We start from the raw sequence: 26,945 nt of genomic DNA, 5'->3' as shown, positions 1-26,945 counted from the left end.
CAACATGTCAGCGACTGCCAAATACACAAAATAAATACTATGAGCAAATTCGAAACTTTTGATTTCAGTCAAGCAATTCCAATCGTTGCAGAGGATACCGAATTCTTCCCTTTACTTACACAAGAGGATGAAGATAATATGGCGAATGCTGAAATTCCAGAAGCATTGTCTATTTTGCCTTTACGTAATACCGTATTATTTCCCGGTGTTGTCATTCCGATTACCGTAGGTCGAGATAAATCCATCAAATTAGTCAAAGAAGCCTATAAAGGCAGTAAAACTATTGGTGTTGTTTCTCAGAAGGATATGACTGTAGAGGACCCAGGATTTGAAGAACTAAATAAAGTGGGCACTGTAGCTCATATCATTAAAGTACTCCAAATGCCTGATGGTAATACCACCGTCATTATCCAGGGAAAACAACGGTTCAACTTGTTAGAAATTGTCGAAACCGAACCTTATTTAAAGGCGCGTGTGGAGAAATTCAACGAAGCGAAACCGAAGATGACCAAGCACTTTAAAGCGACAATTTCTACCTTAAAAGAAATGGCGCTGCAGATCATCCAGCTTTCGCCAAACTTACCTAGTGAAGCTGGTATTGCCATCAAAAATATTGAAAGCCCCTCGTTTCTGATCAACTTCATTTCGTCGAATATCAATGTCGAAATGATCAGAAAACAGGAACTACTTCAAATACCTAAAGTAGAGAATCGTGCCAAACTTTTACTGGAGCTGTTGACCACTGAAATCCAGATGTTGGAACTAAAGCACCAGATTCAGAATAAAGTACGTGTCGACCTTGACAAACAACAACGTGACTATTTCCTGAACCAACAGCTCAAAACAATTCAGGAAGAGCTGGGTGGCAATACGCCCGATCTTGAGCTGGAAGAGCTTAAAAAACGGGGCAAGAAAAAGAAATGGAATGTTGATGTAGAAAAACATTTCACAAAGGAACTCGAAAAGCTATCGCGGATCAATCCTGCTGCTGCAGATTATTCGGTACAGCTCAATTACCTTGAGCTTTTGCTAGATCTACCTTGGAATGAAACAACAAAAGACAATTTTGATCTAAACAAAGCACAAAAAGTGCTCGACAAAGATCATTACGGACTCGAGAAAGTAAAAAAACGTATCATTGAATACCTTGCGGTATTGAAATTAAAAAATGATATGAAAGCACCTATTCTTTGTTTGGTAGGCCCTCCGGGGGTGGGTAAAACCTCTTTGGGAAGATCCATTGCCAAAGCATTAGGACGCAAATATACCCGTATGGCTTTGGGTGGTGTACGCGATGAAGCAGAAATCAGAGGACACCGCAAGACCTATATCGGCGCAATGCCGGGCCGTATCATTCAGTCCTTGAAAAAAGCAGGGGCAGCAAATCCGGTTTTTATTCTGGACGAAATCGATAAAATGAGCGCAGATTTCAAAGGAGATCCTTCGTCGGCCTTATTGGAGGTATTAGATCCGGAACAAAACACACATTTCTATGACCATTATGTGGAAATGGAGTTTGACCTTTCCAAAGTGATGTTTATCGCGACAGCCAATTCTTTGAGTTCTATTCAACCTGCGCTATTGGATCGGATGGAAATTATCGAAGTGAATGGCTATACCATCGAGGAAAAAATCGAAATCGCGAAAAAACACCTTTTGCCAAAACAACGCGAAATGCATGGAATGGCATCCAAAGATGTCTCGTTAAAAGCGAAGATCATCGAACAGATTATTGAGGATTACACACGTGAATCTGGCGTCCGCGGATTAGAAAAAAAGATCGGCTCTGTGGTACGTGGTATTGCAACACGTATTGTCATGGAAAAGGATTACAGTCCAAGTATAAACGAACAAGATCTACTTGATATCCTAGGTGCCCCAATATTTGATAAGGACATCTACGAAAATAACAATGTCGCCGGTGTCGTAACAGGCTTGGCCTGGACTTCGGTAGGTGGCGATATCTTATTTATAGAATCTTCACTGAGCCCAGGAAAAGGACGTTTGAGCCTGACCGGTAATTTGGGTGATGTCATGAAAGAATCTGCGTCGATTGCACTAGCCTACCTGAAAGCCCACGCTTCGGATTTCGGCATTAACTATCGTGTTTTCGACCATTGGGATATCCATATTCACGTTCCAGCAGGCGCTATTCCAAAAGATGGACCTTCAGCTGGTATAACGATGCTCACCGCACTGACATCGCTGTTTACCCAACGTAAAGTGAAGGAGAAATTAGCTATGACAGGTGAAATTACCTTACGTGGAAAAGTATTGCCTGTTGGCGGTATTAAGGAGAAAATCCTTGCCGCAAAACGTGCGAACATCAAAGATATTATCCTTTGTAAATCCAATGAAAAAGACATCTTGGAAATCAAGGAAGATTATATCAAAGACATGCAATTCCACTATGTGACTGAAATGTCGCAGGTGATCAAACTCGCGCTATTGGAAGAAAAAGTAACTGGTGCCATCGATCTGGCTCAAGATATAGAAAATACAAAAAAAGAGAATTAACAGATACCTGAAAGGTTTTGAATAGAAAGGGGCTATTCAAAATTTGGACTGCCCCCAAAAGATTGGACAAATTTAGTTAATTAGATTTGTAATAATGAGCTCGATATTCTGTCGGGCTCATTCCATTTAAATTTAGTTTTATCCGTTGATTATTGTAATAGGAGATATAATCTTCTATTTCGCTCACAGAACCTTATCAGCTATTCTTAAACGGTTTGAGCTGACTTTTCAAACAATTCTTTGTTGGAGCCAAGCTTCTTTTATCATAGCTTTTGATTGCAGAAATCATCGTTTAGAACCTAACTTTTCATGTAGGAGCTCCTCGTCCAAACTATCTTCATATTTTGAAATCACCAGCGTTGCCGCTGAATTTCCGATCAAATTGGTTATCGCCCTTGCTTCACTCATAAAACGATCCACACCAAAGATCAAAGCGACAGATTCTACCGGTACATGGCCTACTACAGGCAAAGTCGCAGCAAGGGTAACGAAACCGCTTCCTGTTACGCCTGCAGCACCTTTGGAGGTCAATAGCAATACCAACAATAAGGTAATTTCCTGCTCCAGGCTGAGATGCATATTGAGGGCCTGCGAAATAAAGACCGCTGCCATAGTCAGATAGATACTTGTCCCATCGAGATTGAAAGAATAGCCCGTGGGGATAACTAAGCCCACAACAGGTTTGGCACAGCCCGCATCTTCCATCTTCTGCATAATCCCCGGCAAAGCCGACTCAGAAGAGGAAGTCCCCAAAACGATTAAAATCTCTTCTTTGATATATTTTAAAAACTTAAAAACATTCACCTTGAGATAAAAATACAATACGGCCCCAATCACGATGATCACGAAGATAAAACAGGTCAGGTAGAAGCTCAACATCAGCATACCGAGTTTAGATAAGGCCTGGATTCCAAACTTACCGATCGTAAAACCCATTGCTCCCATTGCCCCGATTGGAGCCAGGTACATGATCATTTTGATAATGGAGAAGAGAACCTTCAGAAAAGATTGCAATACATTGAGCACAGGCTCGGAAGCTTTCTGCCCTATTTTTGTCATACCGATCCCAAATAGCACTGCAAAAACGAGCACCTGCAACATATTGTCAGACGCTACCGCAGCAATCACATTACCTGGAATGATCCCGATGATAAAATCCATAAAACTATGTGGCTCTTTGGATTCTGAAATATAATGGGATACCGAAGATACATCAAGACTCGCTGGATCGGCGTTCATCCCGGTACCCGGCTGTATCCAATTAACAAAGACCAGACCGATAATCAGGGCAATCGTTGTCATGATCTCGAAATAGATAATGGAAGTTAAACCGATTTTCCCCACTTTTTTCGTATCCTGCATTCCCGCTATCCCGATCACAATGGAGCTAAAAATCAATGGCGCAATAACCATCTTGATCAGTTTAATAAAAGCATCTCCTAATGGTTTTAGCTTAACAGCAAAATCGGGGTAATAGATACCACAGATGATCCCCACAAGTATACCCACGATGACTTGAAAATAGAGGCTCTTAAAAATATGCTTCATGATAGATTTATTTACGGACAGCAATTCCCTTGCTTTAATCGGTTTTTTAATTTAGGATATTGAAATTAATTGGTACGAATATAAAAAAAAAGGGATGCATAAATGCATCCCTTCCTATTATAATTTTGAACTTAGCTGCTGAAATATGCTCTTACATTCTTTCCTTCAATCCAGTTCATATAAGCTTTATTGACAACCTTGTTTCCACCAGGTGTTGGGTAATCACCGGAGAAATACCAATCACCCTTATGGTCTGGACAAGCTTTGTGTAAATTATCCAAAGTTTGGTAAATTACTTCAAGCTCTGCTTTCAGGTGGTGAGGTCTTACGATACGAGCAATTTCTTCCGAAATCTCTTCATCAGTAAAAGGTGCATAGATCGCTTTGACATAATTATCGATATCATTAACGTCCTGAGTCATTGATAATACACATTTTTGATAAACTTCATCGATAATATGTGCCATACCACGTTGTTTTAGGAGATTAATTGCGGCTTCGAATGCGACAAATTCACCCATACGTGACATATCGATACCATAACAATCTGGGTAACGAATCTGAGGCGCAGATGAAACAATCACGATTTTTTTAGGATTCAAACGATCCAGGATCGTTAAAATACTTTGTTTCAATGTTGTTCCCCTTACAATCGAGTCATCAATGGCAACAATCGTATCTTCGTGATCTTTTACAATACCGTAAGTTGTATCGTATACGTGCTGTACCATGTCTGTACGGTCCGCATCTTGCGTAATGAACGTACGCAGTTTAGCGTCCTTCACGTTGAGTTTTTCAAAACGAGGTTTAATACTCAAGATTTCATCCAATTCTTCATCAGAAATTTTTTCTGAACGATTCAATAAAGTATCTTTTTGAAAATCCCGAACGTAGGCATTGATACCATCCATTAGGCCATAGTAAGATACTTCAGCTGTATTTGGAATAAACGAGAATACGGTATTTTTGATGTTATTTTTAACAGATTCCAATACCTGAGGTACCAGTAATCTTCCTAATTCTTTACGTTCTTGATAGATATCAGCATCTGATCCACGTGAGAAGTAAATCCGTTCGAAAGAACAAGAACGTTGTTCTACGGGCTGTCTAAACATCTCTTGGGATACTGTACCATCTTTTTTAGCGATCAGGGCATGGCCTGGTTTAATTTCCTTCACAGCACCAATAGGAATATTGAATGCAGTTTGGATGACCGGTCTTTCCGATGCTACAACCAGGATTTCCTCATCCTGATAATAAAACGCCGGACGGATACCAGCTGGGTCGCGCATAACAAAAGCATCACCATGACCAAAGATACCTGCGATGGTGTAACCGCCATCCCAAGTTTTGGCCGAACGCTTCAATATTTTGGTAACATCAATATTTTTAGCAATCAGCGAGCTGATCTCAATATTAGAATGACCTTCTTTTTTGAATTGATCGAAAAGATCCTGGTTCTCATCATCTAAGAAATGGCCAATTTTTTCCAAAACGGTTACGGTATCTGCTTTTTCCTTTGGATGTTGTCCCAACTCATATAATTGTTGCAACAATTCATCCACATTGGTCATGTTGAAGTTACCCGCTACCACCAAATTACGAGACATCCAATTGTTTTGTCTTAAAAATGGGTGACAGCTTTCGATACTGTTCTTTCCATGCGTTCCATAGCGCAAATGTCCTAAAAGTACTTCTCCCGTAAAACTTACGTTATCTTTTAACCATTGCGTATCTTTTGACTCTTCTGGAAATGCTTTCTGAACAGAAGCAAATTTTTTCTGTACATATTCGAATATGTCTGCCACAGCAGTTGAACCCATTGCTCTGTAACGCGAAATGTAACGATTTCCAGGTTTAACATCAAATTTAATGGTTGCAATTCCAGCCCCGTCTTGTCCACGGTTGTGCTGTTTTTCCATTAATAGGTACAATTTGTTGATGCCATAAAATGGCGTACCATATTTTTCCTGATAATAAGATAAGGGTTTTAACAGGCGAATTAGTGCGATTCCGCACTCGTGTTTAATAGCGTCGCTCATATCTTGATTTGATGTCGCAAAAGTACAAATTATTTAGCACTTACCGACCCCTCCCTTCACTTTTTCAGCAATAAAATTACAGTGAATAGACAGATGCTCTTTGGGATAGCTCCTTAAGACCTATTGGGCGATAAAAACAGGGACTTTCACCGCATGCCGTAGCTTGTTAACTGTCTCACCAAAAACAAAATCCTTCACACCGCTGTGCCCATGGCTTCCAACGACCAATAGATCGGCGCCGTATTTTTCACATACTTCTGCAATACTCTTGATCCGGTTATTGTATCCAAGTTCATATTCAGTTTGATGTCCTTGCGACAATAAAAAATCAGCATACAATTTCAGCCGTTCCAAATCCTGACGCGATTCATAATCATCCGTCGAATCCCCGGTATATTTCACCGATGCACTCTCAACAATATGTACAACGACAAAGGTCGTGTCGTCATGCGACAACTGTAAAGCATATTGGATTACTTTCTGATCTGAATTTGAGAAATCCAACGCAATCACAACTTTCTTAAAAGAGCCCTTATTTTCAAAATGCAATGCCTCAAATGGTGGGTGAACCTCCAGCTCCGTTGGTTTCGATTTGAGTAAAATGGGGTATAATACGGTCATCATCAATAAGGCAAACAAACCCACAGCGCCCATCACCAATAATACCGTTACCACAATATTATCAGCTTCACCAATCCAGCCGACCACTTCGTCGTAGACCAATTTAAAATTCAGAACAGCGATAATAGCCGCGATCAGCCAGGCCACAATTTTTGTTAGCGGTTTAATGGCAAAAATACCCATCTTGACTTTATCGCTCACAAAATGGATCAACGGAATGACGGCAAAAGCGAGCTGCATACTCAAGATCACCTGACTAAAGATCAGCAGCTGTCCAACGCGACCTTCGCCCGAAATAAGAATCACCAATACAGCCGGGATAATCGCCAAAAGCCGGGTTATAATCCTTCGCAAAGTCGGACTAATCCGCAATCGAAGGTATCCCTCCATCACAATCTGACCGGCTAGGGTTCCCGTCACCGTTGAGCTCTGCCCGGCAAGAATCAAGGCAACAGCAAATAATTTTGAGGCCCATTCCGTTCCAAGAAGATTGCCCAGTAGGTGGTAAGCATCTTCAAGTTCGGCTACGTCATGCATACCGTTTTTGTGAAAAACAGAGGCTGCAAGAATCAATATCGCGGCATTTACCAAAAAGGCCAGGTTCAAGGCAATGGCACTATCCCAAAAGTTATACTTGAGCGATTTTCGAATAGAAACCTCATTCCGGTCAATCTTCCGTGTCTGTACAAGAGCCGAGTGCAAATATAGATTATGCGGCATGACGGTCGCGCCTATAATGCCTATGGCAATATATAGTGCGGCACTATTCGGGATACTGGGTATAAATCCAGTGGCCACCTCGGCAAAATCCGGTTTCGCCAAAAACATTTCTACCATGAAACACATGCCGATAAGCGCAATCAGGCCAATGATAAAAAGTTCCATTTTCCGCATCCCTAGCTTCTGAAGATAGAGCAATAAGAAAGTATCTGCAAAACTGATCATTACCCCCCAGAGCAGATCAATGCCGAAAAGGAGGTTAAGACCGATTGCCATACCCAAAACCTCCGCCAGGTCGCAGGCTGCAATTGCAATTTCAGCAAGTACATAGAGCACAAAATTCATCCGTTTAGGATAGGTTTCCCTGTTACACTGCGCAAGGTCTTTACCGCGTACAATACCTAAACGGGCACATAGATTCTGTAGTACTAGCGCCATGATATTACTCATCAACAGCACCCAAATCAGGGTATAGCCAAATTGGCTTCCTCCAGCAAGATCGGTAGCCCAGTTACCTGGATCCATATACCCCACACTAATGAGATAAGCCGGACCAAAGAAACTAAGTATCTTCTTAAATTTGGATTTCCCTTGATTGACATCTACACTTTCATGGATATCAGATAGGGATTTATGATGAGATTCGTCGTAATGCATAAAGTACTATAAGTGCAATATCGTCTATTGTCGGCCTTAAAGATAAAAAGCTTTACATTATTAGGCAATTAAACCGCGATATTATTAGAATTTAAATGCCAGCTGGCCAGAATTTTCCTTTGATTGGTTGCCAAATTGGATGAAATCGATGATCTCGTACTGCCCTAAATCAGGTTTAAACTGCCGCACATGAACGCCCTTGCACATAAAGCTCAGGTCGACAGACCGCAACTGTTCTTTTGCAATTTCAAGCTGTTCTGGTTCCAGACGTCGTCCAATCGAAATATGGGGTTCGTCGCTAATCTCGATCAAATCAAACTCCGCTAAAGTTTGAACAACCTTTCGCGCCCGGTCCTTGAGATAACTCCGGGCATGTACAGTCGGTGCAATATAGTACGCACCACCGGCGAATGATGAAAAATGATCAAAATAAACATACTGACTCCGCTCATAGACCAAAGTCTCCTGCAAAGCCTCAATAGCCATTGTCAGTTTACTCCCATCTGCTTCAAAAGCACATATCGTTACATGGGCTTTGGAATTGCAACTGGGATACCAGCCTTTGTTTTTGTCGGGAAACAGTTCGGCTAACGATGCACGTAATCGTCGCTTCAAGCCATCTACCAAGACAATACCAGCTTCATCAGGCTGAAAAACAAACGAATATTTATTGACACTACCCTCCATAACAAAAATCAGTTTCCGATCAGTAGGTAAGATAACAAATACCGCGGAGATAACAAAACCAAAACCGAGCAACAGGCTAATGACAAACTACCACCCGATGCCATAGTCCTCCCCGTTGTTGCTACTGCCGCCCCAAAGTGTATGGTGCTGCTGGTCGAAATAAATCGCATTGATAGGTCCACTGGTACGATCACCGAGCTGTATGCTATACCCCATTTTCTTTAATTGTTCAATAATTGCTGGTGCTGTATTTTTATCCAATAGAAGGCTACCTGAGCGCGGTTTTCGATCATCGGTCTTCGTTCCTCCCAGCGATAGCCAAAGCTGGTTACTGTTGATATTGGCCGCCTCGCTGGCTTGTTGTGGCGTCATACCAAACTCGACCATATTCAAGAAAAACTGCAATAGGTTTTGATCCTGTGTATCTCCTCCCTGCACAGCAAAAGAAAGGTAAGGTTTTCCGTTTTTCAAAGCCATCGAAGGCGTAAGCGTTACACGCGGTCTTTTCCCCGGCTCGACCACATTGAACGGGTTAATCAACGAATCTAAGACAAAACTCTGCAAACGTTGGCTCATGCCCACCCCGGTATTCCCGGCGATACAGGCAGGGAGCCAACCACCACTCGGTGTGATCGAAACAACCCAACCTTCTTCATCCGCAGCTTCAACGCTTGTGGTTCCCCGCAATAAACGGTCGACATAAGCACTATCCACCGTTAAAGATGCCAAAAAAGCTGTTTTTGGCAATTCCGTTAGCGACGAACTTGAGCGTGCGTCATGTTTAGGAACAAAATCATTTTTCAGCTCCGTATGTGGCGTAAACTCTTTCTTACGCTGCTCCAGTAACGAAAGATACGGATTCTGCTTACCTTCGTAGGGATAAGGGTCTCCGGGAAGTACATTTGGGTTATTTTGCTTAAGATCAATGGTTGCGGCCCTCGCCTTGGCATAGGACTCATGTAAAAGACCTTGAATAGGTGTCTTAGGTTTACCGTAAGGATCACCGTAATAAAAATCCCGATCGGCAAAGGCCAAGTTCATAACTTGATAGAGTGTATGGATATAGGGAGCCGAATTATAACCCATTGCCTTTAGATCGAAGTTTTTCAGCAACTGCAAACTCTGCAGCATGGCCGGTCCCTGTGTCCATTCTTGTAATTTATACACATCTATGCCCTTATAATTGACATGCAATGGTTCCTCCTCAATAGGTTTCCAATTGGCTAGGTCTGCTTTCGTGATTAAGCCTCCTTGCTCCTTACTGCCACGGACAAATTCATCTGCAATATCGCCGGTGTAAAACCGATCATAAGCAGCCATGATTGCAGCCTTTCGATCTTTACCCGCTGCAAGAGCCTGCTTTTCGGCTTCTATCAATTTGGATAGGGTCTTATGCAGATCCTGCTGTACAAAAACCTCTCCGGCTTCGGGAGCTTCCCAGGATTTACCATCATGTACTAAAAACACCTTTTTACTGTATGGCCATTCTTTAATGCGCTCTTTGCCACGTTCAATACTCGTTGCAGTTTGCGCATCAATCGGGTACCCTGCAGCCATTTCAAGAGCAGGAGCTAATACTTCTGCTAGACTTTTCGTTCCATAATGAGCCAACATATAGCACAAACCGCCGGGTGTACCCGGTGTGACAGCAGCAAGGGGACCATATTCTGGTGGAAATTCGTAGCCCTTTGATCTAAAAAAATCGACTGTCGCTCCACTGGGTGCTACCCCCAAGGCATTTATCGCAATGACCTTCTTTAGTTTCGGATGATAAATTAAGGCCTGCGTCTCTCCGCCCCAACTCAGTACATCCCACATCGTACAGGTTGCTGCGAGCATTGCACAAGCAGCGTCCACCGCATTTCCCCTTTGTTGGAATAGCTGGGCACCCGCTGTTGCCGCCAAGGGTTTGCCCGTAATAGCCATCCAATGTTTTCCATGTAAAGGTGGTTTCTGTGTACGCTGAGCGGAACTCATCATCGGCGTACAGGTAGTGAGCAATCCAAACAGCGTCATCAGTAGCAAGGGGGATCTTCTTTTCATAGCAGCAATCTTTCGTTAAGCAATCTTTCGTTAAGCAATGGTTTTAGTAAAACCAAGATAGGTATTTTTAAAACAAACAAAAAACTCCCATCAACCGAGATTGATAGGAGTTTTTAAAATCTTATTTGCTATTGGTTTACCAATAAATAGAATATAATGCTGTAACCAATAGCGCTACGATCAATGCAATGACCAAAAACGCCCGGTGTGGTTTAAACATCGTGGTATCAACTTCCAATCCAGCTGGCACGACACCGCGCTTATTGTCGACTATACTGATGAGAATCATACCGATAATACAGATGATGAAGACGAATCCCATTCTATCCAAAAATGGAATTTCGTAGACTCCTGTTGTTGGATTTGGAACGGAGAAACCTGTCGATGACAAGAATGACAGATCGACCCAATCCGGCAATTTCTTGAAGATGATGGAGAAAATAAAACCACCAATTGTTGCAAACAAAGCTGCATTTGAAGTTGCTTTCTTCCAGAAGAATCCTAAAATGAACATCGCAAAAATACCTGGAGATACAAAACCCGTATATTCTTGAATATATTGGAATCCACCTTTTTTATCAATACCCAAATGTGGAGCAATCAGCACACCCAAAATCATGGCAACCACAACAGTTAGCTTGCCGATATTGACCAATTTCTTGTCCGATGCTTCTGTATTGAATACTTTTTTATAAATATCCAAGGAGAAGATTGTAGCGATACTGTTTGCTTTACCTGCCAAAGAAGCGACCACTGCAGCTGTTAGTGCTGCAAAAGACAAGCCTTTTAAACCTGCTGGCAATAAATTCAACAAAACTGGATAAGCGTGGTCAGGGTTTACCTCACCATGTTGCATCATTTCATTTTGGAACAAGCCATCTTTCCACATTACATAGGCTGCAATACCCGGCAACACAACAATGATAGGCATTAATAACTTCAGAAATGCTGCAAACAAGATACCGTTTCTCGCGGTTTTCAAATCTGCTCCAAGCGCGCGTTGCGTGATGTATTGATTACACCCCCAGTAATTCAAATTAACGATCCACATACCGCCAATCAACACAGTTAACCCCGGTAAATCGAGATAGTTCTCATTTTTACGATCCAAAATCATATGGAAGTGGTCGGAAGCTTTTTCGGTCATCAAGTGATAGCCTTCCAATACTCCTGAGCCACCATAGTGCTCTGAAACGAGATTCAAGGCTAGGTAAGTGGTCGCCAAACCACCCAATACCAAAAAGAAAACCTGAATAATATCCGTATAACCGATTACTTTCATTCCTCCCAATGTAATGATCACAGCAAAAATCGCAATGGCATACATACAGGCATCCAGACTGATACCGGAAATACTACTTACCGCAATGGCTCCCAAATAGAGGATGGATGTCAAATTAACGACAACATACAACAATAACCAGAAAACGGCCATGATCATCGCAACAGTCCCATTATATCGTTTATGGAGAAACTGTGGCATCGTAAAGATCTTGTTCTTTAAGTATACCGGGATAAAAAATACCGCAACGACAATCAGTGTAATGGCAGCCATCCACTCGTAAGTCGCAATAGCCAATCCCATCTTAAATCCGGAACCGCTCATACCGATAAATTGCTCGGCCGAAATATTGGACGCAATAAGTGAAGCTCCGATAGCCCACCAAGTCAATGACCCCTCAGCCAAAAAATAGTCTTTGGAACCTACAGATTCAGATTTTTTGCGATAATACACCCATAATCCGTAACCTGCTACAATAACAAAGTATACCAGGAAAACGATGTAATCTTTTGTGCTTAAATAATTATTCATGTATTGGTAATTGGTTTAATTTGATCGCCTAATATAGAAATATTTTTAGAACTATATATATCTATTGACCAAATTTTCTAAATACTCCTGTTTACCACTAATCGTTTTCGGCTCACCTAATTCCACTGCTAAATCCCTTAAGTTCTCCAGGGTCAATGTCCGTTCTTCAAATGACGCACCATGGCCTGTATCAAAAGAAGCATAACGATCGGCCCGTATTTTTTTGTAATCCGAGTCTTGCAAGATACGATCTGCCGTAATAAGCGCGCGTGCAAAAAGATCCATACCACCGATATGTGCATAAAACAAATCTTCAGGATCTGTCGAGTTGCGGCGTATTTTGGCATCAAAATTCACACCTCCACCTTGGAATCCACCACCTTCTAAAATAATCAACATGGCTTCGGTCAATTCATTAATATCATTCGGAAATTGATCCGTATCCCATCCATTTTGATAATCACCACGGTTAGCATCAATGGAGCCCAATTTACCTGCATCTACAGCAACCTGTAGCTCATGCTGGAACGTATGTCCGGCCAATGTCGCATGGTTTACCTCTAAATTTAATTTAAAATCTTCCAAAAGATTATACTGACGCAGGAAGCCCAGCACAGTAGCCGCATCATAATCGTATTGATGTTTTGTAGGCTCACATGGTTTCGGCTCGATAAAGAAAGTTCCTTTGAAACCATTTTTGCGGGCATAATCCTTGGCCATATGTAAAAACTGTGCAAGATGTTCCTGCTCACGCTTCATATTGGTATTTAAAAGGCTCATATACCCCTCTCTTCCACCCCAGAACACATAATTTTCACCACCAAGAGCAATCGTTGCGTCCAAGGCTGCCTTTACCTGTGCGCCACCATGTGCAAGAACATGAAAATCAGGGTTAGTTGCAGCTCCATTCATATAGCGTTTATGGCTAAAAAGGTTGGCTGTTCCCCAAAGCAATTTTATACCGCTTTCCTGTTGTTTTTCCTTCGCATAATCAACGATAGTTGACAGACGTTTTTCATTTTCAACCACATTATCCGAATAATCAACTAAGTCCACATCATGAAAGCAATAATAGGGTATGTTTATTTTACTAATAAATTCGAATGCTGCATCCATTTTATCTTTTGCCCTCGTGATTACGTCGTTGCTTTCATCCCATGGAAATTGATGTGTCGGTCCGCCAAATGGATCAGATCCGTTACCGTTGAAAGAATGCCAGTATGAACAGGCAAATTTAAAATACTCTTCCATGGTCTTGCCACCAACAATTTGTTTTGGATTATAATAACGGAAAGCCAATGGATTTGTGCTGTCTTTTCCTTCGAATTGAATTTGGCCAACGCCCTTGAAAAATTCCTTTTTCCCTTTGATAATATTCATCTTATTTGTTATTTATTTGTTTGTTTAATAATTCCTTCCATTGCTGATAGTGCTCCTCATATTGCGCTACAAATTGAGGTTCCACTGTATACACGGGTTTCAAAGAACGAAAAGCTTCTGTAAAATCGGCATAATACCCACTTCCTATACCTGCTCCAAGAGCGGCACCAATACTGCCATCATGATTAAAGATTTCTACAGGAACGTCAGTGGCCCCCACAAATGACTCCCTGAAAACGGAGCTCAAGAATAAATTCGCATAACCTGCACGAATCATATTTGGATGCAGATTATTTTCGCGCATGATATCCAAACCATAGCGAAAAGCAAATGCAATACCTTCCTGTATAGCACGCAGCATATCGCTTGTCTCATGCCTATTCAAATCTATCGCTGAAATTGAAGCCCCAACGGTTTGGTTGTTGAGCATCCGTTCGGCACCGTTGCCAAATGGGATAACCTGCAATCCTTTGCTACCGATAGGAGATGCGCCAGCCATCGCATTAATCTGCTCATAAGACAAATCGTGGCCCATCAAACGTCTCCCCCAGCTATTCATAATCCCTGTTCCATTTATACAGAGCAATACCCCTGTCCGGATATCATTCTCCTGATAATTCACATGGGCAAATGTATTTACGCGCGATTCGCGGTCGGCGATCAGCTTGTCGCTGACGCCATAGATCACCCCTGAAGTACCTGCGGTCGCAGCAACTTCACCAGGTTGAAGGACATTCAGCGAAAGTGCATTGTTGGGCTGGTCGCCGGCTTTATAATTGATGGTCACTGTATTAGATAGCCCAAGCTCTTCAGCAACAGCGGATTTAATTTGACCATGCGTTGAAAACACAGGTAAGATCTCAGGAATAAGATGATCATCAAAGCCATAGTAATCCATGATCGTACGCGACAATGCATTATCCTTGAAATCCCAGAATATCCCCTCAGATAAAGCTGAAATGGAAGTCGTCACCTGCCCCGAAAGTTTCATGGCGATGAAATCCCCCGGCAACATGATCTTATCTATTTTTTCATAAATTTCCGGCTCGTTTGCTTTTACCCAGGCCAACTTTGACGCTGTAAAATTACCCGGTGAATTCAGATGATGACTCAAATTAAAAGACCTTCCGATTTCTTCAAAAGCGATATTTCCCAATTCAACAGCCCTGCTGTCGCACCAGATAATGGCATTTCGCAGCACATGCTGATCTTTATCGACCACGACTAAGCCGTGCATCTGGTAGGCAATGCCAATGGCCGAAATTGCTTTGGGGTCATAGAGGCCCAGCCTGTTTGCCTTCAACAGAGCCTGTTTAAAGTAGTCCCACCAATCGAGCGGGTTCTGTTCAGCCCAATTGGGCTCCAACGTAATGATGGGAGCTTCTACGTCCGGATATTGCACCGAGCAAACCTTACGTTGTGAAGATGCCTCAACAATCGAAACTTTTACAGAAGAAGTACCTACGTCTATACCTAATAAATACATGGTAATCAATTCTAATTGGTTATAAAAAACAACATCGGCCTTATACTGCAACCGGTTGCATAAAAGTAGGGTATGTTTCTGAATTATCAAAATATTAAATAAAATTATTTACTTTGGAGCGTGAATAAAAAAACGACAATTTATGATATAGCCCGTGCGCTTGGAGTGACAGTCTCTACCGTATCGCGCGCACTGAATAATGTGCCTACGATCAGTGAGGCGACACGAAAACTGGTGTTAGACAAAGCAAAGGAATTGAATTACAGCGTCAATAAGTTGGCCTCTTCTCTTTCGTCGGGCAAGTCCAATACCATCGGTGTCATTGTTCCTACCATGCAAATTCATTTTTTTGCAGAAGCCGTGCATAGCATTGAAAAAGAGTTAAAAAAACACAACTACAGCCTATTGCTTTATCAATCGAATGAATCTTTTGAAGATGAAGTCAATGGTGTGAAGACTTTACTTGAAGCTCAGGTAGACGGCATCATTGCTTCGTTGTCGCTGGAGACGCAGGAAACCCAGCATTTTCAGGAAGTGATCAATCAGCGCAAATGCCTGGTTATTTTTGACCGTACCCATAAAGATATTCCTGCTCCTGTGGTCAAACTTGACGATTTTAAAGCAGGCTACCTTGCAACACAGCACCTGCTCGAACAGGGTTACAAAAACATTGCCTTTATCACAACGGACAAAGAAATCGCTATTTTCGAGGATCGTTTCCATGGTTTCGAAGCAGCCTTAAAAGACGCGCAGATTTCCTCACGGGAAGACTTTATCATTCGCGGCGACTTATCCATTGAAGCCGGCATCAAAGGAACCGAACAGATTCTAAAATCTGTAATCCAACCGGACGCCTTTATTGGTGGTGACGACTTTACAGCCGTGGGAATCATACAGGCATTAAAAACTGCAAATATTGCCATTCCAGCGACAGGAGTGATCGGTTTTGCAAACCAGACCTTTTCTTCCTTTATCAGCCCTACACTATCAAGTATTGACCAACAGGCCAACAAAATGGGGGAAGAATGTGCAAAACTCTTTCTGAAAATGGTTAAACAAAAAAATCCGTACGAAGCAATCGAACAGATTGTTCTTGATCCCATATTGATAAAAAGAAAATCTACCAATAGAATAGACAAATAATCAGTACCTTTGCCTAAATTTGTTTAAATGCAAGCCCGGCAGAAATTTAGGATAATAAGCATCTGCTTATTATTTGTCATTCAGGCCCTTTTTTTAGTGGCCATCTTTGTAGAAAATACTCATTCTTATATTGTATTGGCTTTTATTGGCCTATTGTCCTTACTGATCTTATACAGTTACCTTAAATCGCCCATTCATCATCACAGGCATGAATATGAATCGATTAAAATTGCTATTTGGGTACCTATAGGTGCGATTTCATCCTACTATTTCAATCAGATCTTCGGTTTGGGTCCTGTATTGGGGGCAGCGCTGACAGGTACCATAGCCTCTTTCATTCCAAATATCAACAAAAATTCGACTTATCTGCCCCACCTTCCAGCAGCAATTTATTGCGGCGCATTTGTAGGAATGTCCAATGCACAGGTGGCTCATGGGTTCTCTTTTATTTTAGCAGCGAGTATTTTTACAGCGATCTTTCTGATTGTATCGAAAAGTTTATTAAATGGTGTCGGCGGTAAACTAGGCACATTGGCCTTTCTTGGTGTTTCACTGACTTACCTCCTTTTATATATTTTTAAGTAATATGGAAACATTCATTTTATACCTAGTTGGCACCATCGGGAGCACGGCGACATACTATGTCAACACCAAGTTTCACCAAGGGGCAGTACGTTCGTCGGCATTGCTGACCTTACTTGTTGCAGGTTTTCTACATTTCTTCCCACAAAGTGTTTCTCCTTATCTCGCACAGTACATTCCCCCTATTTTTATAGGCGCGTCATTTATAGGCATGGTCTCCAAAAACCAGTTATCAACCTATTTCGGTTTGGCTCTAGCTGGCGCTATTTTCACGACAATACTGCTCAATACCAGTAAATTTTTTACTGGTTATGGCGGAGCCCTCGGCACTTCCGCCTGCATCGCGCTGTTGGTCGTACTGAGCATTCCTTATTTTAAATCACCACGGAAAATGACCGTTGGATTTCTTCAGCTCCGCAAAACAATCTTAAAAAAACAGGGAAAAATTTCAAAAAGACGAGTAGATTTGTTTAAATAAAAAGCATAACGACATGAAACCTTTATTTCTGGTCTTTATTATCCAAACCTTCTTATTGAGCCAGCTGAGTGCTCAACAAGCAAAAATCAACATCGTAAATCAAGAACGCAACAGCAGCTACAGAGGCCTAAGTGTAGTCGATGATACAACTGTATGGGTAAGCGGAAGCAATGGTACCGTCGGGCTCAGCACCGATGCTGGAAAAAACTGGCAGTGGGTAAATCCAATTGGCTACGAAAAAACAGATTTTAGGGATATCGAAGCATTTGATGAGAACGAAGCCTTAATTATTTCGGCAGGTTCCCCGGCCATCATCTTAAGTACCCATGACGGCGGTCGAAGCTGGAAAGAAGTATTCATAGATAAGCGGCCCGAAATATTTTATGACGGTTTTGCTTTTACACCAAAAGGGATCGGTATTGCCTTTGGCGACGCCATTCAGGGGAAAATGCCACTATTAAAAAGCATCGATTTCGGAAGGTCCTGGAAAGATATATCCGCGAATATGCACTTTACAATTACCGAAGGAGAGGCCGGTTTTGCGGCCAGTGGAACCTCCATCTACTGCGATAATAAAGGGACATACTGGATTGCCACCGGTGGAACAGCAGCCAATATCTACAGCAGCAAAGATCAGGGGGACACATGGCAACGTTACAGCTGCCCCATCATTCAGGGGAAAAATAGCACCGGTCCTTTTTCCGTTGCATTTTACTCGTCGAAAACTGGTATTGTAGTCGGTGGCGATTACAAAGAGGATAAAAACAAAGACAAAAATAGCCTGTTAACCAACGATGGCGGTAAAACATGGTTTGCGCCAGAAACAGCTCCCGATGGCTTTAAGTCGGCCGTTATTTACCTTTCAAAAAAACAGCTGATCAGCACGGGAACCTCGGGTACAGACCTCTCTAATGACGGCGGAAAAAACTGGACGCCTATCGGAAAGGAAAGCTTCAATGCCGTACAAAAGGCAAAAAAAGGCCAAGCGATATTTTTAGTGGGTGATAAAGGAAAAATAGCGAATTTAGCATTATAAGCTAAATTCGCTATTTTTTGCACCTCTACACGCTATTTCTTACAACAACGGCGCACTATTTTTTGCAACACTGGAGCTAGGTTTCGCAGTGCAAAAAAACTGAGATTTACTCACTTATAAACAACTACTTGCGCGACAAACGCGATTCTTCCAAATCCAGGGAATACTCGATCTCTTTAATAACATCACTGTCAAAGGCCTTGCTTTCCTTGATCTTGTACAGACCATCACGACGCAGCGCCAAAAGTTCCAGCATAATTTTATTATAGAGCCCCCTTACTGCAGAAAGCTGCGCACGTGTATCCTCCTCTTTCGCTCGTTCGGATGCATTTACACTCCGGATGATCTGCTCTTTAACACGGGCAATTGTCTCATGCTCCAGCATTTCCTTTGCGTAATGTTTATCCAGATACGCAATAGATTCTTTACCAAGACGTACCCGAATCTCATCGATTTGCTCCTCCATTGAAGCTTGCTCATCGACCTCTTCAATTTTTATCAATTTAATCAACAAAGGCAATGTAAGCCCCTGAAAAACAAGCGTCACTAAAATCACCACAAATGTAATGAACAAAATCAGATTTCGGTGTGGGAAGGCCGTTCCATCATATAAAGTCAATGGTATTGCCAATGCTGATGCCAAAGAAACCACTCCGCGCATACCGGCCCAACCAACGACCAGGGGTAATTTCCACCCTGGACTCTTTTCCTTGATGCGGACCCGTTTGAATAATATCCTGGGAACAAAAGCCGAAAGATAAACGGCGATTAATCGCAAAACAATAACAATTACACAAATCGCCAATGCATAATCAATAGCTTCCTCCATGGAGTATTCCCCCAAACCATTGATGATCACCGGGAGTTCAAGTCCAATGAGGATAAAGACAAATCCATTTAAGAGAAAACCCACTGTCGCCCACACTTCTTTGGTTTGGATCCGTGTATGATAGTTGAGGTAATCCCCTGCCCGGAAGGAAAGAAACAATCCGCCACTAACCACGGCCAAGACCCCCGACCACTCAAAATGCTCCGCAACAATATACATCAGGTAAGGTGCAATAAGGGTTATGGGTGTTGAAATACTCGACGACTTAGCAACATAACGTAGGAATATATAGAGGATGTGACCGATGACCAGACCAACGACAACCCCCATGACCGATAACATCAGAAACTGCGTCGTCGCATTGCTCATCACAAACTGGCCAGTAAGAATCGCAATGGATGCAAATCTAAATACCGTCAATGAGGCTGCATCATTCACCAGGCTTTCCCCTTCCAATATCGCAATTCCACGTTTAGGAATACTTACCCCTTTCAGGACAGAACTAGCAGCCACGGCATCTGGAGGAGAGATAATCCCACCCAGTAAAAAGCCCAGCGCCAAGGTAAATCCCGGAATAATACTGACCGAAAAGTAGGCAATCGCCAGCGATGTGAAGAAGACCAAACCAAAGCCCATGATAAAAATAGACCGTCGCCACTTTAGAAAATTCCCCCAATTGGTATACCAGGCTGCTTCAAAAAGTAAGGGTGGCAAAAATACCATAAACACGATATCAGGATCAACACTTATGACAGGTGCCCCGGGGATCAACGAGATCACAAGTCCGCCAACAACCAACAGAATGGGGTAAGAGATCTTGAGGCGTTGACTCAGCACAAATAACATGGCCATAAAGAAAAACAGCACCATCACCAATAACAGGTTACTGTGAATTTTCTGACCTGCCTTTCCACCTACGGCCGCTTTCACATCCGCATAAGGTGCCGACATGGACATGCTGTATTGACGAAGCTTCCATTCATTGTCCTGCTTACTTAATACGCCCACGCCACGAAAGGACTTGGTATTGATCTTAAACGTTTCATCAAACCAGGCCGTCGTGCTATCGGCATTAAAGCTGATATGCCGCTTGTCATAGGTGTAAGTCCAGGCATTTTTGGGATTGAAATATTGATCGCTGAACTTCTCTGCATGGGCTTTATCCCACCTTTCATCATGATCAGTACCCAAAATAACTCCATCTGAAGCAATAACATTCAAAAATGGACCATACTTTACCTCACCCGAAGTTTTGTGCCAACGATCCAGTAGCCCATTGATTTCGTCCATAGGCTGCTGGGCACTTGTCGGAAAGACAAATAAAATTAAACTAAGAAAACAATACGTACCTAAAATGATCTTTCTAATCATACATTATAAAACTTCGTAATAGCTAAGACAATCCTCTTCCGATGAGATCAGTCTTAAAACAAAAAGCTGCATAGGCAGCTTTTTATCTTTATTTAATTATTTCTTCAATTTCGCGGATAATCTTCTGCGCGATCTGCTCAGCAGCTTCAGGCGTAGGTCCCTCCGAGTAAATCCGAATAATCGGTTCGGTATTCGATTTACGTAAATGAACCCATTCATTTTCAAAGTCTATTTTCAATCCATCGATTGTTGAATGGTCTTCATTTTTATATTTTTCCTCCATTTTGGCCAATAAGTTGTCAATGTCCAATTCCGGAGTCAGTGTAATCTTGTTTTTTGACATAAAGTACTGCGGTAAAGAGGCGCGGTATTCGGAGGCTTTTTTACCAAGTTTAGCCAGATGTGTCAAGAAGATCGCTACCCCTACCAGTGCATCACGGCCATAGTGAGATGCAGGATAGATAACACCGCCATTTCCTTCTCCGCCAATTACCGCATCCACTTCCTTCATCTTTGTAACCACGTTGACTTCACCAACAGCAGCGGCATAATATTCGCCACCATGTGCTTTAGTCACATCACGCAGTGCGCGTGTAGAAGATAAATTAGAAACTGTATTTCCTTTTTTATGCTGCAATAAATAATCTGCTACTGCCACTAAGGTATATTCTTCACCAAATAGCTCACCATCCTCCATCATAAAGACCAATCGATCTACATCTGGATCTACAGCAATCCCTAAATCAGCTTTGTTTTCAATAACCGCAGCTGATAGATCTGTCAAATTCTCTTTTAATGGTTCGGGATTATGCGGAAACTGACCATTCGGCTCACAATGGATTTTATAGATTGTCTGCACACCAAGCGCATCCAATAAGGCAGGTATAAATGTACCACCTGTACTGTTTACGGCATCCAAAGCAACTTTAAAATTAGCGGCTTTAATAGCTTCCTTATCAACATATTCCAACGCTAATACAGCGTCTACATGTTTCTGTAAATATGAATAGTCTTTATGAACCTGTCCTAATGCTTCAACTTCGGAAAAATCAAAGTCTAAGGATTCACCAAGGGCCAATACCTCTTGCCCTTCGGCATCTGAAATAAATTCGCCCTTTGCATTCAGTAACTTTAGCGCATTCCATTGACCTGGATTGTGTGAAGCAGTCAAAATAATACCACCAGCAGCTTTTTCCATAGGTACAGCGATCTCTACCGTTGGCGTTGTTGAAAGACCTAAATCAACCACATCAACACCGATGCTTTGCAAGGTACCAATCACCAAATTACTTACCATCTCACCAGAAACACGCGCATCTCTTCCAACAACAATTTTTTTGATACCACTCTGCTTAACAATTATTTTGCCATAAGCAGCTGTAAACTTAACGATATCTATTGGGGTAAGTGCCTCTCCAGCCCGCCCGCCTATCGTACCTCGAATTCCTGATATTGATTTAATTAAAGTCATTTCTTTTGAATTGATTAACGTGTAAATTTAGCACAATGGCAATAAAATATCGAATTAAAATTATAATTAATGAATATTTAACGTATATTTGTTGCAACAAAGTTGTTTTTAAAAGAAACAACCGTTTGCAATGAAATTATTTTTACTTTTGAAAAGTGAGTTTTTAAAGTTTAGGAATTTCATTGTCATCAGCAACATTTATGATTCAACAATTAGTACACATCGATCAAGAGATTTTTCTGGCCATTAATCAGGGCTTGAGTAACCCCGTGTTTGATTGGTTATTGCCTATACTACGCAATCCATATACCTGGGCCCCCTTGTATTTATTTCTGATCATATTTTTCATAAAGACCTATGGAAAAACGGGAATTCTAATTGTTGCCATGACCTTGGTTACCTTCGGAATTTCCGATGGTATATCATCTCATTTGATCAAAAAGACTGTAAAAAGGATTAGACCATGTAACGACGTGGAGTTTAAAGAAAATGTCAATATCCGGGTGCGATGCGGCTCCGGCTTTAGCTTTACCTCCTCTCATGCGGCCAATCATTTTTCCCTTGCTTTTTTCTGGATTGTACTTTTCCGGAGAAGATGGAAACATGTGCTTTGGCTTTGTATTACCTGGGCAACCCTAATTTCAGTCTCTCAAATTTATGTTGGTGTCCATTACCCGTTTGATGTCCTCTGTGGTTCAGCCTTAGGTATCCTGGTTGGATTGGCAACAGGCTACTTATTCAAACGGTTTGTGCCTAGCTTTTTTAAAACTGAACACGTATAATGAATTCAATTTTATTGATTTTAATTTTATTCATACCTGCATTTGCAAGTGGAATTGCTGTATTTTTTGTACAAAAGAAAGGAACCAGTTTCCTTAAACTCATCCTTTCTTTCAGTGGAGCCTATTTATTCTCTATTACGGTACTGCACCTCATTCCGCATGTCTATCAGTCTAACAATACTTCACCTGAGGTATTGGGTATTTATGTGCTTGCTGGATTTCTTTTCCAGCTCTTTCTTGAACAGTTCTCCCAAGGGATCGAGCATGGCCATATCCATACCGACAATGATCACGACCACCACAATCATCGTTTTCCAATAGGTATTATGTTCAGCCTATGTCTTCATGCTTTCCTTGAAGGCATGCCACTTGCGGCAACACATCAGACTGAACTTGCACTAGGCATATCCATCCACCACATTCCGGCGGCATTTGCATTGGGAAGTATTCTAATAAGCACGCATTTAAAGAAAAACACCATCCTCATTACACTAGCTTTATTTGCAGCAATGACCCCTTTTGGCTTTTTGCTAAGCAAAGCCATCAGTGCAGGTGAAGTAGGCAATATCCAGCAATATTTTGATAAAATCATGGCCGTGGTTATTGGTATCTTCTTGCACATATCGACAACGATACTTTTTGAATCGGGCTCAATTGACCATCATAAATTCAATAAAAAGAAAATGATTGCTGTGATAGCCGGTGTTGCTATTGCACTCGGAAGTTTCTTATTTGTCGGAGAACATGATCATGGGCACGATCAGCATCAACAACCGCATGATCATGAACATCATGACCATGCGCATTAATTTCTTTAGCCGCGAAGTTTATCCAACAGTGCACTTAAAGTCATTGCCTCTTCTTCGCTAATTCGATCGGGTAAAAGATCCTTCATCAACATATCCTCATCTAAACTCTTAAGAATCTCGAGGCCCTTTTCAGTGATAACCAAATCCACTGCCCTTTTATCACCACCCGATTGACAACGTGAAACCAATTCTTTGGAAACCATGCGATCAATCATACGCGAAATATCTGGTGTAGTACTCAACATTCTTGATTTAATCAGATTATTGGTTGCAGGCTTGGGATATTGGCCCCTCAATATGCGCAAGACATTAAACTGTTTCAAAGTGATTCCTTCTTTGGCAGCACGCTGTTCAAGCTCATTGTTAATCCAATTGTACGTGTAAAGAATATTTACCGTACAACGATGCCATTCATTGCTGAATTTACTTACTTTGATTTCGTCCTCAATCTTCATTCTGGTTGATAATTAATCGTTCTGAATAGTAAAGATAGCTGTTTTTTACTAAATACATAACTATGACATTAGAATCATTCTAAATGGTAGAAATTCTGTATATTTGAAGAATTCAAAAAAACAGGCAGATGCGTAATAGAACTAGCTTAGATAAGCTAAAAAAAGGGGAAAAAGCGGTAATTATAGATTTTGATTCACACGAAATTCCAGCTAAATTTTTCGAATTGGGGTTTATACCCGGTACTGAAGTAGAGGTGAAACATATCGCACCTTTGGACGGTCCTATATGTCTAAATATTAGTGCTAATAACGCCTTAATTGCTATCCGCAAATCAGAAGCTAAAGTCATCCTTATTGATCAGAAATAATGAATAACCCGATTATTGCACTTTTGGGTAATCCAAATGTGGGTAAAACATCTCTATTTAACCGGATTACAAAATTAAATCAGAAAGTAGGAAATTATCCCGGTATTACGGTCGAAAAACGTGAGGGGCAAGTTAAAGCCAACAACAAAGTTTATCGTATTATTGACTTACCGGGCACATATACCCTGTTCCCAAGTTCATTGGACGAAGAAGTTGTTTTCAACACTTTAGTCAATAAAGAAAGCAGTTTCAGACCAAACCTCGTCGTTGTCGTCGCTGAACCTACGAACCTAAAACGGTCTATTATTCTTTATCAACAAGCCCGGGAACTCGGTCTGCCGGCCATCTTTGTCATCAATATGATTGATGAAGCCAAAGAAAAAGGAATTACAATCGATGTTCAAAAACTTGAACACCTATTAAATACTAAAGTATACGAAACCAATGCACGTACGGGGCAAGGTATCGATCAGCTGATCAAAAACTTTGATGCTGTTCCGCCCATGTATATCAGCAAATTCAGTCTACCAACGGAAGCTGATGCAGCATTAGAGGAAACTAAACGTCTTTTCCCATTAGATACGGAATACCACACCTGGCAATACCTGGCCAAAGGCGAAGTATCCTTTTTATCGAAGGGAAAAAATCAGGCTATTCAGCAAATCCGTGAAAAATATCAATTGCGGGCCGAGAAGCTGCAAAAAGACGAAGCCATATTGCGCAGTAAATCCCTAGATAGCAGCCTTGCTGAAATCTATGTAAAGGATGAATCCTCGAATAAAAACAAAACCAATACGATTGATAGCATCCTGCTTCACCCAATCTTTGGTTATGTCATCTTCTTTGGTATCCTCTTTTTAATCTTCCAGGCAATTTATACCTGGTCTGGACCAGCCATGGATTTTATCGATGGTTTATTTGGTGATCTTGCAGCCTATATACAAACAGCATTGCCGGCAGGGCCATTGACCGACTTGCTCAGCAATGGTATTATCAAAGGTATTGGCGGAATTGTGATCTTCATTCCACAGATCGTTATTTTATACATCTTTATCTCGATCATGGAAGAAACGGGCTATATGAGCCGTGTTGTTTTCCTGATGGACCGCTGGCTGCGTCCCTTTGGTCTAAATGGAAAATCAGTGATTCCATTGATTTCCGGAGTGGCCTGTGCTGTTCCTGCAGTCATGTCTGCACGTAACATCGAAAATAGCAAAGAAAGACTGGTCACTATTCTGGTAACACCTTTTATGACCTGCTCAGCACGTCTCCCTATTTATATCGTTCTGATCGGACTGGTGATACCGGACACGAAATTAGGAGGCTTTCAAATACAAGGGATTGTATTGTTTGTGATGTACCTGCTTGGCATATTCGCAGCTTTGCTATCCGCGATTATCCTGACCAAAGTCATCAAATCAAAACACAAATCATTTCTCATCTTTGAACTCCCCACCTATAAGACTCCGGATTGGAAAAATGTAGCCTTAAATGTCTGGGAAAAAGCATCAAGCTTTGTCTTCGGCGCAGGTAAAATTATTTTAGCCATTTCTGTTATACTCTGGGCATTAGGTAGTTTTGGTCCAAACGACAAATTTAGCCAAGCAGAAGAATATGTAACAAAAAATAACCCCAACCTGTCCGAAGCAGATTTGGAGCATGAAGTTTCATCATATCGTCTGGAACACTCCTTCCTTGGTTATCTTGGCATGGCTATTGAACCTGTTGTTAAACCATTGGGCTATGACTGGAAGATGGGCATAGGTCTCATTTCTTCCTTTGCTGCCCGTGAAGTGTTTGTGGGCACAATGGCAACAGTATATAGCCTTGGTGATGAAGTGGATATCGAAGATGAAGCATCTAAAACAACGGTATTAGGCAAAATGAAAAGCGAAATTAACCGGAATACCGGTTTACCGGCTTACAATTTAGCTTCCGGTGTATCCTTATTACTGTTCTATGCTTTTGCTATGCAATGTATGAGTACAATTGCGGCAGTAAAAAGGGAAACAGGCTCATGGAAATGGACTTTAATACAGCTTGGTTTTATGACAGGTTTGGCCTATTTCAGTGCCTTAATTGCTTATCAACTTTTAAAATAAAAAGC

The 26,945-nt window shown here is 41.6% G+C and carries 21 protein-coding genes; 9 read left to right on the top strand and 12 right to left on the bottom strand.

Annotation, left to right across the window (positions count from 1 at the left end):
• Positions 1-39 precede the first annotated feature (39 nt).
• Complete coding sequence (gene lon / locus IQ31_RS20555) at positions 40-2,517, top strand: endopeptidase La (RefSeq protein ID WP_145329724.1); 2,478 nt, start codon at positions 40-42, stop codon at positions 2,515-2,517.
• 76 nt (positions 2,518-2,593) lie between these two features.
• Here the strand turns inward: lon and IQ31_RS28275 are convergent, their stop codons facing one another.
• From IQ31_RS28275 to IQ31_RS20510, 9 genes are all read right to left on the bottom strand, one after another.
• Positions 2,594-2,704, bottom strand: a complete 111-nt coding sequence (locus IQ31_RS28275; RefSeq protein WP_083295844.1) for an IS3 family transposase — start codon at positions 2,702-2,704, stop codon at positions 2,594-2,596.
• A 98-nt stretch (positions 2,705-2,802) separates the two neighbouring features.
• Positions 2,803-4,065, bottom strand: coding sequence for a C4-dicarboxylate transporter DctA (dctA, locus tag IQ31_RS20545; RefSeq protein ID WP_145329722.1), 1,263 nt, complete (start codon positions 4,063-4,065; stop codon positions 2,803-2,805).
• Positions 4,066-4,196: 131 nt separating this feature from the next.
• Positions 4,197-6,107 (bottom strand): amidophosphoribosyltransferase, encoded by a 1,911-nt coding sequence (locus IQ31_RS20540; protein WP_088162625.1) that lies wholly within the window; start codon positions 6,105-6,107, stop codon positions 4,197-4,199.
• Between the two features lie 120 nt (positions 6,108-6,227).
• Complete coding sequence (locus tag IQ31_RS20535; RefSeq protein ID WP_145329720.1) at positions 6,228-8,105, bottom strand: Nramp family divalent metal transporter; 1,878 nt, start codon at positions 8,103-8,105, stop codon at positions 6,228-6,230.
• Between the two features lie 84 nt (positions 8,106-8,189).
• Positions 8,190-8,792: a 2'-5' RNA ligase family protein gene (locus IQ31_RS20530; protein WP_145329718.1), complete on the bottom strand. Its 603-nt coding sequence runs from the start codon at positions 8,790-8,792 to the stop codon at positions 8,190-8,192.
• 87 nt (positions 8,793-8,879) lie between these two features.
• Complete coding sequence (locus IQ31_RS20525) at positions 8,880-10,835, bottom strand: gamma-glutamyltransferase family protein (protein WP_208734333.1); 1,956 nt, start codon at positions 10,833-10,835, stop codon at positions 8,880-8,882.
• Positions 10,836-10,971: 136 nt separating this feature from the next.
• Positions 10,972-12,648, bottom strand: coding sequence for a sodium/sugar symporter (locus tag IQ31_RS20520; protein ID WP_088162628.1), 1,677 nt, complete (start codon positions 12,646-12,648; stop codon positions 10,972-10,974).
• A gap of 51 nt (positions 12,649-12,699) precedes the next feature.
• Positions 12,700-14,028, bottom strand: a complete 1,329-nt coding sequence (gene xylA / locus IQ31_RS20515) for a xylose isomerase (protein ID WP_075993907.1) — start codon at positions 14,026-14,028, stop codon at positions 12,700-12,702.
• Position 14,029: 1 nt separating this feature from the next.
• Positions 14,030-15,514, bottom strand: a complete 1,485-nt coding sequence (locus tag IQ31_RS20510; RefSeq protein WP_070563795.1) for a xylulokinase — start codon at positions 15,512-15,514, stop codon at positions 14,030-14,032.
• A 120-nt stretch (positions 15,515-15,634) separates the two neighbouring features.
• Here IQ31_RS20510 and IQ31_RS20505 point away from each other — a divergent pair, with 120 nt between their 5' ends.
• From IQ31_RS20505 to IQ31_RS20490, 4 genes are read left to right on the top strand one after another with little or no spacing between them, the layout of a single operon-like run.
• Positions 15,635-16,657 (top strand): LacI family DNA-binding transcriptional regulator, encoded by a 1,023-nt coding sequence (locus IQ31_RS20505; protein ID WP_145329716.1) that lies wholly within the window; start codon positions 15,635-15,637, stop codon positions 16,655-16,657.
• Positions 16,658-16,684: 27 nt separating this feature from the next.
• Positions 16,685-17,242: a hypothetical protein gene (locus IQ31_RS20500; protein WP_075993909.1), complete on the top strand. Its 558-nt coding sequence runs from the start codon at positions 16,685-16,687 to the stop codon at positions 17,240-17,242.
• Position 17,243: 1 nt separating this feature from the next.
• The gene (locus IQ31_RS20495) at positions 17,244-17,717 is read left to right on the top strand and encodes a hypothetical protein (protein WP_145329714.1); all 474 of its coding nucleotides are present in this window, start codon (positions 17,244-17,246) and stop codon (positions 17,715-17,717) included.
• Positions 17,718-17,730: 13 nt separating this feature from the next.
• A complete protein-coding gene (locus tag IQ31_RS20490) occupies positions 17,731-18,753 on the top strand; it encodes a WD40/YVTN/BNR-like repeat-containing protein (protein WP_075993911.1) in 1,023 nt (340 codons plus the stop codon).
• Positions 18,754-18,877: 124 nt separating this feature from the next.
• Here the strand turns inward: IQ31_RS20490 and IQ31_RS20485 are convergent, their stop codons facing one another.
• Together IQ31_RS20485 and glmM are read right to left on the bottom strand one after the other, a co-directional pair.
• On the bottom strand, positions 18,878-20,953 hold the full coding sequence (locus tag IQ31_RS20485; RefSeq protein WP_145329712.1) for a Na+/H+ antiporter: 2,076 nt from the start codon (positions 20,951-20,953) through the stop codon (positions 18,878-18,880).
• Positions 20,954-21,041: 88 nt separating this feature from the next.
• Complete coding sequence (glmM, locus tag IQ31_RS20480; protein WP_120336231.1) at positions 21,042-22,424, bottom strand: phosphoglucosamine mutase; 1,383 nt, start codon at positions 22,422-22,424, stop codon at positions 21,042-21,044.
• Positions 22,425-22,624: 200 nt separating this feature from the next.
• Between glmM and IQ31_RS20475 the strand changes: the two genes are divergently transcribed.
• Both IQ31_RS20475 and IQ31_RS20470 read left to right on the top strand, forming a co-directional pair.
• Entirely contained in the window at positions 22,625-23,206 is a 582-nt protein-coding gene (locus tag IQ31_RS20475) for a phosphatase PAP2 family protein (protein ID WP_075993913.1), read from the top strand.
• Complete coding sequence (locus tag IQ31_RS20470; RefSeq protein WP_075993914.1) at positions 23,206-24,015, top strand: ZIP family metal transporter; 810 nt, start codon at positions 23,206-23,208, stop codon at positions 24,013-24,015. Before IQ31_RS20475 ends, IQ31_RS20470 begins: the two co-directional genes overlap by 1 nt.
• Before the next feature lie 5 nt (positions 24,016-24,020).
• Here IQ31_RS20470 and IQ31_RS20465 read toward each other — a convergent pair whose 3' ends face one another.
• Complete coding sequence (locus IQ31_RS20465) at positions 24,021-24,470, bottom strand: MarR family winged helix-turn-helix transcriptional regulator (RefSeq protein WP_075993915.1); 450 nt, start codon at positions 24,468-24,470, stop codon at positions 24,021-24,023.
• 128 nt (positions 24,471-24,598) lie between these two features.
• Between IQ31_RS20465 and IQ31_RS20460 the strand changes: the two genes are divergently transcribed.
• Entirely contained in the window at positions 24,599-24,838 is a 240-nt protein-coding gene (locus tag IQ31_RS20460; protein ID WP_046672175.1) for a FeoA family protein, read from the top strand.
• Positions 24,838-26,940 carry a ferrous iron transport protein B gene (gene feoB / locus IQ31_RS20455; protein WP_145329710.1) on the top strand — a complete coding sequence of 701 codons (2,103 nt, stop codon included), beginning with the start codon at positions 24,838-24,840 and terminating at the stop codon, positions 26,938-26,940. Before IQ31_RS20460 ends, feoB begins: the two co-directional genes overlap by 1 nt.
• Positions 26,941-26,945: the final 5 nt, after the last annotated feature.

The organism is Sphingobacterium siyangense (assembly GCF_007830445.1).
Taxonomy (GTDB): Bacteria; Bacteroidota; Bacteroidia; order Sphingobacteriales; family Sphingobacteriaceae; genus Sphingobacterium; species Sphingobacterium siyangense.
The sequence above is the reverse complement of the archived record's forward strand: the minus strand, read 5'-3'. Positions and strand labels throughout refer to the sequence as shown.

Excerpts from the sequence above, each read along its gene's own strand:
- lon (WP_145329724.1), top strand. The coding sequence starts at position 40 with ATGAGCAAATTCGAAACTTTTGATTTCAGTCAAGCAATTCCAATCGTT.
- dctA (WP_145329722.1), bottom strand. The coding sequence starts at position 4,065 with ATGAAGCATATTTTTAAGAGCCTCTATTTTCAAGTCATCGTGGGTATA.
- IQ31_RS20540 (WP_088162625.1), bottom strand. The coding sequence starts at position 6,107 with ATGAGCGACGCTATTAAACACGAGTGCGGAATCGCACTAATTCGCCTG.
- IQ31_RS20535 (WP_145329720.1), bottom strand. The coding sequence starts at position 8,105 with ATGCATTACGACGAATCTCATCATAAATCCCTATCTGATATCCATGAA.
- IQ31_RS20530 (WP_145329718.1), bottom strand. The coding sequence starts at position 8,792 with ATGGAGGGTAGTGTCAATAAATATTCGTTTGTTTTTCAGCCTGATGAA.
- IQ31_RS20525 (WP_208734333.1), bottom strand. The coding sequence starts at position 10,835 with ATGAAAAGAAGATCCCCCTTGCTACTGATGACGCTGTTTGGATTGCTC.
- IQ31_RS20520 (WP_088162628.1), bottom strand. The coding sequence starts at position 12,648 with ATGAATAATTATTTAAGCACAAAAGATTACATCGTTTTCCTGGTATAC.
- xylA (WP_075993907.1), bottom strand. The coding sequence starts at position 14,028 with ATGAATATTATCAAAGGGAAAAAGGAATTTTTCAAGGGCGTTGGCCAA.
- IQ31_RS20510 (WP_070563795.1), bottom strand. The coding sequence starts at position 15,514 with ATGTATTTATTAGGTATAGACGTAGGTACTTCTTCTGTAAAAGTTTCG.
- IQ31_RS20500 (WP_075993909.1), top strand. The coding sequence starts at position 16,685 with ATGCAAGCCCGGCAGAAATTTAGGATAATAAGCATCTGCTTATTATTT.
- IQ31_RS20495 (WP_145329714.1), top strand. The coding sequence starts at position 17,244 with ATGGAAACATTCATTTTATACCTAGTTGGCACCATCGGGAGCACGGCG.
- IQ31_RS20490 (WP_075993911.1), top strand. The coding sequence starts at position 17,731 with ATGAAACCTTTATTTCTGGTCTTTATTATCCAAACCTTCTTATTGAGC.
- IQ31_RS20485 (WP_145329712.1), bottom strand. The coding sequence starts at position 20,953 with ATGATTAGAAAGATCATTTTAGGTACGTATTGTTTTCTTAGTTTAATT.
- glmM (WP_120336231.1), bottom strand. The coding sequence starts at position 22,424 with ATGACTTTAATTAAATCAATATCAGGAATTCGAGGTACGATAGGCGGG.
- IQ31_RS20475 (WP_075993913.1), top strand. The coding sequence starts at position 22,625 with ATGATTCAACAATTAGTACACATCGATCAAGAGATTTTTCTGGCCATT.
- IQ31_RS20470 (WP_075993914.1), top strand. The coding sequence starts at position 23,206 with ATGAATTCAATTTTATTGATTTTAATTTTATTCATACCTGCATTTGCA.
- IQ31_RS20465 (WP_075993915.1), bottom strand. The coding sequence starts at position 24,470 with ATGAAGATTGAGGACGAAATCAAAGTAAGTAAATTCAGCAATGAATGG.
- IQ31_RS20460 (WP_046672175.1), top strand. The coding sequence starts at position 24,599 with ATGCGTAATAGAACTAGCTTAGATAAGCTAAAAAAAGGGGAAAAAGCG.
- feoB (WP_145329710.1), top strand. The coding sequence starts at position 24,838 with ATGAATAACCCGATTATTGCACTTTTGGGTAATCCAAATGTGGGTAAA.